At 65.2% G+C, this 10,625-nt stretch carries 11 protein-coding genes and 1 pseudogene; 7 read left to right on the top strand and 5 right to left on the bottom strand.

What is annotated here, in order from left to right; all coding sequences use genetic code 11:
* The 3 genes and pseudogenes from FV229_RS22215 to FV229_RS22205 form a co-directional block, all read right to left on the bottom strand.
* A pseudogene (locus FV229_RS22215) lies at positions 1-454 on the bottom strand (hypothetical protein); the annotation flags it as partial.
* Positions 441-1,238, bottom strand: a complete 798-nt coding sequence (locus FV229_RS22210) for a Crp/Fnr family transcriptional regulator (protein WP_147754045.1) — start codon at positions 1,236-1,238, stop codon at positions 441-443. The pseudogene FV229_RS22215 and the gene FV229_RS22210, both read right to left, overlap by 14 nt.
* Positions 1,239-1,416: 178 nt before the next feature.
* Positions 1,417-2,241: a glycoside hydrolase family 25 protein gene (locus tag FV229_RS22205; RefSeq protein WP_238271567.1), complete on the bottom strand. Its 825-nt coding sequence runs from the start codon at positions 2,239-2,241 to the stop codon at positions 1,417-1,419.
* Between the two features lie 253 nt (positions 2,242-2,494).
* Here FV229_RS22205 and FV229_RS22200 point away from each other — a divergent pair, with 253 nt between their 5' ends.
* Positions 2,495-2,938, top strand: a complete 444-nt coding sequence (locus tag FV229_RS22200) for a DUF488 domain-containing protein (RefSeq protein ID WP_147754043.1) — start codon at positions 2,495-2,497, stop codon at positions 2,936-2,938.
* A 117-nt stretch (positions 2,939-3,055) separates the two neighbouring features.
* Here FV229_RS22200 and mntR read toward each other — a convergent pair whose 3' ends face one another.
* Positions 3,056-3,508 carry a manganese-binding transcriptional regulator MntR gene (gene mntR / locus FV229_RS22195; protein ID WP_147754042.1) on the bottom strand — a complete coding sequence of 151 codons (453 nt, stop codon included), beginning with the start codon at positions 3,506-3,508 and terminating at the stop codon, positions 3,056-3,058.
* A 248-nt stretch (positions 3,509-3,756) separates the two neighbouring features.
* On the opposite strand from mntR, the gene FV229_RS22190 reads away from it, so the two are divergent.
* The 6 genes from FV229_RS22190 (at position 3,757) to FV229_RS22165 (ending at position 9,367) form a co-directional block, all read left to right on the top strand.
* Positions 3,757-5,100: an Nramp family divalent metal transporter gene (locus FV229_RS22190; RefSeq protein WP_147754041.1), complete on the top strand. Its 1,344-nt coding sequence runs from the start codon at positions 3,757-3,759 to the stop codon at positions 5,098-5,100.
* A 137-nt stretch (positions 5,101-5,237) separates the two neighbouring features.
* Complete coding sequence (locus FV229_RS22185; RefSeq protein WP_147754040.1) at positions 5,238-6,476, top strand: ABC transporter substrate-binding protein; 1,239 nt, start codon at positions 5,238-5,240, stop codon at positions 6,474-6,476.
* 171 nt (positions 6,477-6,647) lie between these two features.
* Positions 6,648-7,190 (top strand): ATP-binding protein, encoded by a 543-nt coding sequence (locus FV229_RS22180; RefSeq protein WP_187275245.1) that lies wholly within the window; start codon positions 6,648-6,650, stop codon positions 7,188-7,190.
* Complete coding sequence (locus FV229_RS22175; RefSeq protein ID WP_147754038.1) at positions 7,181-8,224, top strand: ATP-binding protein; 1,044 nt, start codon at positions 7,181-7,183, stop codon at positions 8,222-8,224. The genes FV229_RS22180 and FV229_RS22175 overlap by 10 nt, the downstream gene beginning before the upstream one ends.
* A complete protein-coding gene (locus FV229_RS22170) occupies positions 8,205-8,438 on the top strand; it encodes a hypothetical protein (protein ID WP_147754037.1) in 234 nt (77 codons plus the stop codon). The genes FV229_RS22175 and FV229_RS22170 overlap by 20 nt, the downstream gene beginning before the upstream one ends.
* A 302-nt stretch (positions 8,439-8,740) precedes the next feature.
* Positions 8,741-9,367, top strand: coding sequence for a hypothetical protein (locus FV229_RS22165; protein ID WP_147754036.1), 627 nt, complete (start codon positions 8,741-8,743; stop codon positions 9,365-9,367).
* Positions 9,368-9,622: 255 nt separating this feature from the next.
* Here FV229_RS22165 and FV229_RS22160 read toward each other — a convergent pair whose 3' ends face one another.
* On the bottom strand, positions 9,623-10,591 hold the full coding sequence (locus FV229_RS22160) for a D-2-hydroxyacid dehydrogenase family protein (protein WP_147754035.1): 969 nt from the start codon (positions 10,589-10,591) through the stop codon (positions 9,623-9,625).
* Positions 10,592-10,625 lie beyond the last annotated feature (34 nt).

Raw genomic sequence — 10,625 nt, 5'->3', positions numbered from 1 at the left:
CCAGCAGGCCGACCGTGCGGCGCCCGAGCGCGTGCAAGCCCGCCTCCTGCCCCGGGGTGAGGCCGGCGCGCGGGGCGTCGTCCAGCACGCAGAGCGTCCCGAGCGGCACGCCCCCGCGCGATTCGAGGCGGAGCGCCGCGAGGAAGCGGAACGGGCGGGGGCCGGCGCCTCCGAGGACGGACAGGATGCCGGATTCGCCTTGCTCGACGTGCTCCTGGCAGAGCCCGCCCCGTTCGAGCAGCCCCGCCGGGGCCCGGCCGCCGGGCGCGGCGATCCCGAGCTGCGCCGCCACCTGCAGGCCCGCGCCGTCGGCGAGGGCGAGGAACGCGGCCGGCGCGCCGAGCAGTTCGCGCGCGAGCAGCACGGTGTCGTCGAACCCGGTCTCGGCCGGCGGCGCGGCGGCGTGGGCCGACACCAGCGCGACCCGGTCCGGGCGGGCGTCACCGGGCGGCATCGCGCCTCGCTGCGATCCCGTCGCGGCCGGGCTGGGCCGCGCGCTCCGAAGGTCCTGCGACGGCGTGGCCCGCGCCGAGGACGGTGTCGTAGTGGCGGTGGACGGCGCCGTGGCACTCGCAGGCGGCGTCCACCATCGCGGCCCGGTCGAGGACGGTGATGCGGCCGCGCCCGACGCGGAGCAGCCCTTGCGCCTGCAGCGTGCTGAGGATGCGGGTGAGATAGGTGCGCTGGACCCCGAGCATCGCGGCGAGCTGCTCGTGGGTCACCGGCAGCACGTCGCCCGCGATCCGGTCCTGGAGGGTCAGCAGCCAGCGCAGGCAGCGCGCCTCGATCGGGTGCAGGGCGTTGCAGGCCACCGATTGCAGCACCTGCGCGAGCAGGCAGTCCGAGTAGCGGGTGAACAGGGCGCGCAGGGTGGCCGAGCGGCGCTTGGCCTCCTGCAGGTGCGCCGCGTCGAGGCGCAGGGCCGGCCCGCCGATCTGCACCACGGCGCTGGTGGAGGCGGGCACCCGGCCGTCGCTGACCACGCCGCCGACGGCGCCCTCGCAACCGATCGTGGCGGTCTCGGCGCTGCGGCCGTCCTGCATCGCGATCAGCAGGGTCACCACCGTCTGCCGGCAGGGGAAGGTGATCGCGCCGACCTCGGTGCCGGCGGCGAAGATCACGTCGCCCTTGGCGTAGGTGGTCGGTTCGAGATGCGACGCCAGCAGGGCGCGGTCGGCGTCCTGCAGGTCCTGGAGCAGGCGATTTCCGTCGAACGGGGAAGAGGACGCGGCCGGCATGCGATTCGACGGTAGGAGTTGGAACGTCACAACCTACAGGACATGCGACGGCCCGGTCCGTCCATTAGTTGACAGAATATGCACGAATTCGATGATTTTTCAGCGTCGGCGCGCGGGTTTTGCGCCGCGCACGCCTTGGGGCCCGGATGACCCGTCCGCGCAAGCGCGGACCGGGGGACTACTTGCCGGTGCAGAGGCCCTGCTGGGCGAGGCGCCCGTGCTCGCGCGGGTCGCAATCGGTGGAGAGGAACGAGGCCCACTCGGCCGGCGTGCCGTAGAAGGCGTTGCGGTCGACGTCGCCGCGCACCCCCGGCACGCGGCCGGTCGAGGTGAACTGCCACAGCATCCACTTGCGGTTGGCGAAGCGCTGCTCGGGCTCGGCCGCGGTCGAGCGCAGCCAGTGCGGGTAGTCGGGCAGCTCGCCCTCGAGCACGTCCTTGTGGAAGGTGATGTCGGTGTAGATGATCGGCCGCTTGCCGGTGTACCGCTCCATCTCCTCGAGCATGTACGTCGTCATCGCCAGGGCCTGCGCCTTGGGCAGCTTCTTGGGGCAGGTCTGCGAGTGGCCGTTCCACTCCACGTCCAGCACCGGGGGCAGGGCGGTCGGATCGTTGGGGACGTTCTTCTTGAACCAGTCCATCTGCTCCTTGGCCGAGCGGCACCAGAACACGAAGTGGTAGGCCCCGCGGGGCACGCCCGCCTGGCCGGCCGCGTCCCAGTTGGCGCGGAAGCGGTCGTCGACGTGGTCGCCGCCCTCCGTCGCCTTGATGAAGGCGAACTGGGTGCCGGCGGCGCGGACCGAGGCCCAGTCGACGTTGCCCTGCCACTTCGAGATGTCGATGCCCTGGATCGGATGGCTCTTGGCCCGCGCGACGCCCGGATGGGGCTTCGCGTCGCCGTTCGTCGGGTAGAAGTCGTTGTTGGCCGCGCACGCCGCGAGGCTCGCCAGCAGCGTCGCCGCGAGGATGCGTTTGGCGAAGGTGGACTTGGCGAGGGCGCGCAGGCCGGCCGAGGTCGGAGCGAGATCCACGGGTCGAGCATTCCTCAGCGACATCGATGCCCGGCCCGCCATCTGGTGAAGCGCCACAACAGAGGTATTCGATGACCCCGGGGCGGTTAACAGACTTTTGCCGTCAATGCGGCGGAATTCCGGAACCCGTGTCGGCCGAGACACATGACCGCGTGGACGGCGTCCGCGCGCCGCGCGCCGGTTCGGTTAAGTCACGCCGCCGCCTCGCTTCTTCGGAGGGCTCGGGTTGGGTAAGGTTCTGTTCACCATAGGATACGAAGGCCTCGACCCGGAGCGCCTGACCGGGGCGCTGCGCGACGCCGGATGCGGCCTGCTCGCGGACGTGCGGGCGGTGGCCAACTCGCGCAAGCGCGGGTTCTCGAAGGGCGCGCTCAAGGCCGGGGTCGAGGAGGCGGGCCTCGCCTACGCCCACCTGCGCAGCCTCGGCACGCCGAAGGCCGGGCGCGAGGCCGCCCGCGCCCACGACGCGACGCTGATGCGCCAAATCTACTGCGAGGCGGTGCTCGACACCGCCGACGGCGGCCTGGCGTTGGACGAGCTCGCCCGGATGGCCGAGGCCGCGCCGACCTGCCTGCTCTGCTTCGAGCGCGACCCGGAGCGTTGCCACCGGCGCGTGCTCGCCGAACGCCTGGAAGACCGCGGCTTCACCACCGTCGACCTGTTCGGGTGACCGGCCTCGAACCCCACGACGAAGCCCGTCCGGACGGCCGGAGGCCGTCCGCAAGCGCGAACGCGCGCCGCCGCCCGTGCGGCGGACGCCTTCGGCCCCGGTCGAAGGCAACAAACGTCACGCGTCGGGCCGGCCTTCGCTGAAGCGCCGGAACGCCTCCAGGGTCTCGCCGCTGACGTGGTGCTCGATGCCCTCGGCGTCGCGGCGCGCGGTCTCGGGGCTGACGCCGAGCGCGCACAGGAAGCGTTCGACGATGCGATGGCGCTCGCGCGCCTGGCTGGCGAGCGCCCGGCCGGCCTCTGTGAGGAACACCCCGCGATAGGGGCGCTGCTGCACCAGGCCGTCCTCGGCCAGCCGCTTCAGCATCTTGGCGACGGTCGGCTGCGCCACGCCGAGGCGGGCGGCGATGTCGACCTGGCGCGCCTCGCCGCCGTCGCCGATCAGGTCGGCGATCAACTCCACGTAGTCCTCGACGAGCTCGGAGCGCCGGGCCTCGCGGGCCTGCCGGAAGCTCTCGACGTGGACCTCCGGATCGATGAGCGCGGGCTCGGATCGTGGCGGATCCTGCATGGTGCCGGCTCTCTCCCCTCGAGCAGGTCGCGTGGGCGGACGCCCTGCGGCGTCCTTGCGCGCGATCCCTGCGGACACACCGGGAAGCCGGTCGGCTGCGGCGCGAGGCCCCTGTTTAGCAAAAGCGCGGCGGAAGGCGAGCCCCGGCGCGGCGCAAGAATCGCCCTTGACCTTGAGCCCGGGCGCATCTTTATAGCTCATGCTATACAAGGCGCGGCACGGGGCCGTGCGGAAGCGCGGCGACGTCCATGGACCAACCCCTCGCGGAGACGCCGGCCGGCCGCCGGATCGCACCGCAGCGCGAAAACCTGAGCCGGCGCACCGAGCAGGGCATCCGCGACGTGCTCGACGGGCGGGCCGTCGGGCGCGGACGGTTCCTGCTGTTCACGGGGCCCGCCGTGATGGCCTCGATCGCCTACATGGACCCCGGCAACTTCGCGACGAACATCCAGGCCGGCGCCAAGTACGGCTACCGCCTGCTCTGGGTGGTGCTGGCCGCCAACCTCGTGGCGATGCTGTTCCAGGCGCTCTCGGCCAAGCTCGGCATCGTCACCGGCCAAAACCTCGCCGAGCTCTGCCGCGCGGAGTTCCGCAAGCCCGTGCGCCTCGCGATGTGGGCGGTGAGCGAGCTCGCCGCGATGGCCACCGACCTCGCCGAGTTCCTCGGCGGCGCGATCGGGCTGTCGCTGCTCACCGGCATGCCGCTGTTCGCCGGCATGGTGGTCACGGCAATCGTCACCTACGCGATCCTGCTGCTGGAGCGCGGGGGTTTCCGCTGGATGGAGATCGTCATCGGCACGATGGTGGCCACCATCGGCCTCTGCTACGCGATCGAGCTGTTCGTCGCCCCGGTCGCCTGGGCCGACGCGGCCAGGGGCCTGACGACGCCGCGGATCCCGGACGCCGAGGCGCTGACCATCGCGGTCGGCATCATCGGCGCGACGGTGATGCCGCACGCGCTGTTCCTGCATTCGGGGCTGACGCAGGGGCGCGGCGGGGTCCGCGACGACGCCGACCGGCGCGTGCTGCTGCGCTACTCGAACCGCGAGGTGGTGGTGGCGCTGGCGCTCGCGGGCCTCGTCAACATCGCCATGGTGATCATGGCGGCGGCCGCCTTCCACCTCGGCCACAGCGAGGTCGCCGAGATCGACCAGGCCTACAAGACGCTGACGCCGCTGCTGGGTCCTGCGGCGGCGGGCGCGTTCCTGGTCTCGCTGATCGCGTCGGGCGTGTCGTCCTCGGTGGTCGGCACGATGGCCGGGCAGATGGTGATGCAGGGCTTCCTCGGCTGGCGCGTGCCGCTGGTCGTGCGGCGGCTGGCGACGATGGTGCCGGCCTTCGTGGTGATCGGCGTCGGCGTCGACCCGACCCGCGCGCTGGTGCTCTCGCAGGTGGTGCTGTCCCTGGCGCTGCCGGTGCCGATGGTCGCGCTCGTGCTGTTCACCCGCCGCCGCGACCTGATGGGCGCCTTCGCCAACGGCCGGGCGACGCAGGTCGCCGCTTTGGCCGGCGCGGCCCTCGTGCTCTGCCTCAACGCGGTCCTGCTGGCGCAGGCCTTCGGCCTGCCGATCCCGGGGTTGGCGGCCGGCTGATCCGGGCTCCCGTTACAGCCGGCCCGATCCGGCATGCCGGGAGGCTGACACCGGGCCGGCTTTCGCGCTCAATGGCGTCCGGACGCGAGGGTCGAGCGGCGATGAACGCCGCCGACGGCGTCCCCGGGAGAGACGCCATGATCCGTCACCTCGTCATCGCGGCCGCGTGCCTGACCGGCGCGCACGCCGCGCTCGCCCAGGACAAGGCCGCCCCGCAGAATCTCGCCCAGGCGGACCTCGCCCCCGTCAAGATCGGCGTGCTCAACGACCGCTCGGGCGTCTATTCCGATTCCACCGGCGAGGGCGCGGTGATCGCCGCGCGCCTCGCGCTCGAGGATTTCAAGCCGGCCGAGCACGGGCTCTCGGTCGAGATCGTCTCCGCCGACCACCAGAACAAGCCGGACATCGGCGCGGCGCTGACCCGGCAATGGTACGACCGCGACGGGGTCGACGCGGTGTTCGACGTGCCGACCTCCTCGGTCGCGCTCGCCGTCAACGCGATCACCCGCGAGAAGAACAAGGTGTTCGTGAATTCCGGCGGCGGCACGCCGGACCTCACCGGCGCGCAATGCACCCCCAACACCGTGCACTGGACCTACGACACGGTGGCGCTCGCCACCAGCAACGGCAAGGCGATGCTGAAGCGCGGCGGCGACACCTGGTTCTTCCTCGCCGCCGACTACGCCTTCGGCCTCGCGCTGGAGCGCGACACCCGCGCGGTGGTGCTCAAGAACGGCGGCACGGTGCTCGGCACCGTCAAGACGCCGTTCCCGACCGCCGACTTCTCCTCGTTCCTGATCCAGGCGCAGGGCTCGGGCGCCAAGGTGATCGGGCTCGCCAACGCCGGGGGCGACGCCGCCAACGCGATCAAGCAGGCGCACGAGTTCGGCATCCGCGAGAGCGGGCAGGCGCTGGCCGCCCTCCTGATCTCCTCCACCGACATCCACGCGCTCGGCACCACGATCGCCCAGGGGCTGACCCTGACGGAGGCGTTCTACTGGGACCTGAACGACCAGACCCGCGCCTTCTCCGAGCGCTTCGCCAAGCGCGACGGCGGCCGCAAGCCCACCGCCTACCAGGCCGGCGTCTACGGCGGCTTCCTGCACTACCTCAAGGCGGTGGCCGCACTGCACTCGGCGAAGGACGGCGCGGCCGTCGTCGCCAAGATGAAGGAGATGCCGACCGACGACCCGCTGTTCGGCAAGGGCGCGATCCGCGCCGACGGGCGCAAGATCCACGACATGTACCTGTTCGAGGTCAAGACACCCTCCGAATCCAAGGGCGAGTGGGACCTCTACAACGTCCTGGCGATCAACCCCGGCAAGGACGTCTTCCGGCCTCTGAACGAAGGCGGCTGCCCGCTGGTGAAGGGGTGATCCCGGGGCAGCGCGACGGGGCTCCTTCTCCCAGGGGGAGAAGGGTGGGATGAGCCGATAGCGCACTTTGTGGTATTATAGGCAAATGGCTGACGTACCAAAGCGCTCAGCCCTAGGATCAAAATATGGTGTGATGAGTAGGTGCTCATCACACCACATATGGTAGGCGCGATGAACGCTCCGCAGTTAGACCTCTTCGCGCATCTTGACGAGAAGGGGCGTCATTCGGCATTCTGGACGCCCCGTGAAATATGGCTACGGCTTACTGAACATCATATCTCCCAGTTTCGCGAAGACAATCGTATTGAGTTCAAATCAGCCAAAAAACTTCATTGGGACGATCTTATTGATTATTGGTCGATGTGGTCCAACACTCTTGACGGTGGCGTCATTATTTTTGGAGTTGAGGACAACAAAAAAATAACCGGCTGCGCCCACCTAACTCAAGAGCAGCTTGATAAACTAGAAACGTTTTACATGCAGCGATGCCCTCTCGCCGCTCCTGAGGTAAAAAGAGTTCCAGTATATTCACTAAGCGGAAATAACTTCATAATTGCTATCTATCTACCATACCGCAGCGTATTGGTTGAAACTAACAAGGGCAAGGCCTTTACCCGACGCGGCAGCATCAAATGTGAGATGTCATCGGAGGAAAAGGAAGATTACAAATCTACAAGGCATGAGCGATCATACGAGCAGAGAGATTGCTTCTAGAATTTCCAAAAGACTTCGATACCAAGATTATCACTGATCTTTGTGATGAATTTAGGGAACGAGAAGACAAACTAGACTGGTCCGATCGTGAAGTCCTCATCGATCGATCAATGCTGACAGAAAAAGAGGATAAGGTAGAGCCTAGGAACGCTCTAGCCCTCATAGCCGCAAAAAATCCACGGCATGTGATCCCGGGCTGTCGAGTGAGAGTACAGCGTTTTCTGACATTGATTGTAGGTGCGGGTTCCGACTTTTCTCCGGTCAGAGATTTCTACATCGAAGGAAATATAGTCAAGATATTAAACGACGCACAAAAGCAGATTGCTGCACTTCTGTACGACGTGACTTGGCTTAACGGTGATGGAAAATTCATAACATCGTCAGAGTATCCCCTATGGGCATGGTTTGAAGCCCTTGTAAACGCATGCGTTCATCGATCTTACAGCTATAGCGGCTCAGAGATAACTGTGAAGTTCTTTCCTGACAGATTGGAAATCGAAAGCCCCGGCAGTTTTGTTCCACCTGTTACCGCGGTTAATATTTATAGCCAGCGCGCCTCACGCAATCCGTTCCTCATGGATGGCCTCCGATTTCTGGGGTACGTCCGCATGTCGCGTGAGGGCACACGTAGAATGCGTCAAAGTATGATCGAATCTAATCTTCCAGAGCCGTCATTTTCCCAAGAAGCAATCCATGGCGTTGCTGTCCGCGTCACGCTCAGAAACGATCACGCAATTCGTAAGCGGACGACAGACAGAGACGTGGTAGAATACTGCGGCGTAGATCGCTGGAAAGAATTGCAGAATCACGAAGTGATTATTATTGGTTACGCATTTAGAAATGACAAAATTCACGTCGCAGAGGCCGCCCGTCTAACATCGAGAACTTGGAACACAACTAAAAAGGATTTAGATAAACTCGTAAAGAAAGGTTTATTGAAATTTATTGGGCCAACTTTCGTGCGTGATCCAAGCTCACACTATGCGATTGATACCGAAATTAAGAAAAAGGCTGATGCAAAACGCACACGATAAAACATTGATTCACAAGCCAACTACAAAGCTCGGTGCCGACAAGACACCGCTTGACGACGGCCTGACGCAGGCTGAGTGCTTCATGCAAGCCGTTCGGGAACTTGAGTGCGACGACGATCCTGAGCGGTTTAAGAAGCGAGTCAAGAAGGTCACGTTTAATAAGTGTGAGACCACGCATACGAAAAATAACGAAAATATTACGATAAAGAAATAAATATTACGGGGGTAAGATTCTCATGACGATTTCTATTGCTTGGGTTCGAAACGCTGGCAAAACTCCGGAGCTTGTTTTTGCCTCTGATAGTCGATTGACGGGCGGTGGAAACGTAGATCACTGCCAAAAAGTATTTTCATTGCCCAGGGAAGATTGCTGCATCAGCTTCGCAGGATCAACAACTATTGCTTATCCATTTATATTACAACTTCAAAATTCTATATATGAATACAAGCGCGTGCTTGATCGCGCGGTTGACATCAATTTTTTACGAACACGACTTGTTCATCTGCTAAACAGATTTGTCGGAGCACACGAAAACACCGTATCCGGAAGTTTTTGAAGATGAGCTTACTATAACAAGCTTTCTATTCGGTGGCTGGTCCTGGCGTGCCTCGAAATTTATGATCTGGCGCATATTTTACGACAGGTCTCTCAAAAAGTATGTGTCGGCCAAAGCTGGCATTTGGAAATCGTTTGGAGTGAAGGAGGCGGATGCTGCCGAGCTCGCCTTTATCGGAGATTATACTGGAGAATTGTTCAAGAGAATTGGTGACAAGCTGGAAGACAAAATTACACGCGCGCGCACCGAAAATACTGCAGTGCTGTTGGATTACGAGCCACTCGTTGTATTGGCAGAAATGTTAAGTGACCCTGAATTCACTGACCGACGCAAAGAACGGAGGGGCGCCATCGGCGGAGGCCCGCAAGTTACAAAGGTTTATCCCTTTCTTCGCACGATGTCATACGCAGTAGAGTGGGATGTTGGCGGAAAGTTTGTTTACGTGCTCAAGGGTCGCGTAATATCTGACTTTGAACTATTCACCGTGCCTGGCCTCAATCCATTCGACGGTAGCGTCCGAAAGCCAGTGAAAGAGGCCGATAAAGATGCGGTGCCAGTTATCGGGTACTCGCATTATGAGGAATGACGGCGCTACTCGGGCGACCTGAGCGGCAAGCTATTGCTCCGGTGGCTATGGGTCCCGGGCTCTACTTCGCAGCCCCGGGAAGACCGGCTTGAAGCGGGTCTCGGGGAGATTCAACCGAGATGGATGAACACGGAGCCCGGGGGCAAGAGGGCTGCGATGACGGGAGTGCCCTCTCCGGACGACGCACGCCCCTCATCCTGTCCTTCTCCCCCTGGGAGAAGGGACCCGCACGCGATCCGGCGACGATCGCGAGCGTCAGCCGATCACCCGCACCGGCGCGCCGTCGAGAAAGCCTTGGATGTCGGCCACCGCCTCGGTGAAGTAGGTGCGGTAGTTGGCCTCGCTGACGTAGCCGAGATGGGGGAGGGCCAGCAGGTTCGGCAGGCTGCGCCAGGGCGAGTCCGCCGGCAGGGGCTCGATCTCGAACACGTCGAGGCCGGCGCCGCCGATGCGGCCGTCCGCGAGGGCGGCCTGCAGCGCCGGGCCGTCGACGAGGCCCGCCCGCGCGGTGTTGATCAGCAGGGCGTGCGGTCGCATCAGCGCCAGCGCCGCGGCGTCGACCAGCCCGCGGGTGCGGTCGCCGAGCACGAGGTGGATCGAGACCACGTCGCTCTCGGCCATCAGCGCCGCCTTGGAGACTGAGAGCGCCACGCCGGCGTCGGCCGCCCGCGCCTCCGTGAGGTTCGGGCTCCAGGCCGAGACCAGCATGCCGAAGGCCTGGCCGATCCGGGCGACGCGGGTCCCGATCTTGCCCAAGCCCAGCAATCCGAGGCGGCGGCCGGCGAGGTCGGCGCCGACGCTCGTCTGCCAGCCGCCGGCGCGCAGCGCGTTCGCCTCCGGCACGACGCGGCGGGACAGCGCGAGGATCAGCGCCCAGGTCAGCTCCACCGGCGGCGCGGAGCCGCTCGCCGTGCCGCAGACGACGACCCCGTGGGCCTTGGCCGCGGCGAGGTCGATGGCGGCGTTGCGCATGCCGGAGGTGACGAGGAGCCTCAGCTTCGGCAGGCGCGCGAACAGGGCGGCCGGGAAGGGCGTGCGCTCGCGCATGATCACCACGATTTCGCAGTCGGCGATGGCCGCGACCAGGGCGTCCTGGGTCGCAAAGCCCTCGCGGAAGGGGCGCAGCGCGACGCGGTCCCGGAGCGGGGACCAGTCCGCGAGGGTGGTGGCGACGCCCTGGTAGTCGTCGAGGATCGCGCAGGTGAGCGGGGTCGCCTCAAGCATGGGTCGCGTCCGATTTTTAGGGCAAGGCGGGGGG

This window comes from Methylobacterium sp. WL120, from assembly GCF_008039465.1.
Classification (GTDB): Bacteria; Pseudomonadota; Alphaproteobacteria; order Rhizobiales; family Beijerinckiaceae; genus Methylobacterium; species Methylobacterium cerastii.
Note: the sequence above shows the minus strand (reverse complement) of the source record. Positions and strands in the feature narration are given on the sequence as shown.

Coding starts and splice junctions, on each gene's coding strand:
- FV229_RS22185 (WP_147754040.1), top strand. CDS start 5,238: ATGATCCGTCACCTCGTCATCGCGGCCGCGTGCCTGACCGGCGCGCAC.
- mntR (WP_147754042.1), bottom strand. CDS start 3,508: ATGCAGGATCCGCCACGATCCGAGCCCGCGCTCATCGATCCGGAGGTC.
- FV229_RS22180 (WP_187275245.1), top strand. CDS start 6,648: ATGAACGCTCCGCAGTTAGACCTCTTCGCGCATCTTGACGAGAAGGGG.
- FV229_RS22190 (WP_147754041.1), top strand. CDS start 3,757: ATGGACCAACCCCTCGCGGAGACGCCGGCCGGCCGCCGGATCGCACCG.
- FV229_RS22210 (WP_147754045.1), bottom strand. CDS start 1,238: ATGCCGGCCGCGTCCTCTTCCCCGTTCGACGGAAATCGCCTGCTCCAG.
- FV229_RS22170 (WP_147754037.1), top strand. CDS start 8,205: ATGCAAAACGCACACGATAAAACATTGATTCACAAGCCAACTACAAAG.
- FV229_RS22160 (WP_147754035.1), bottom strand. CDS start 10,591: ATGCTTGAGGCGACCCCGCTCACCTGCGCGATCCTCGACGACTACCAG.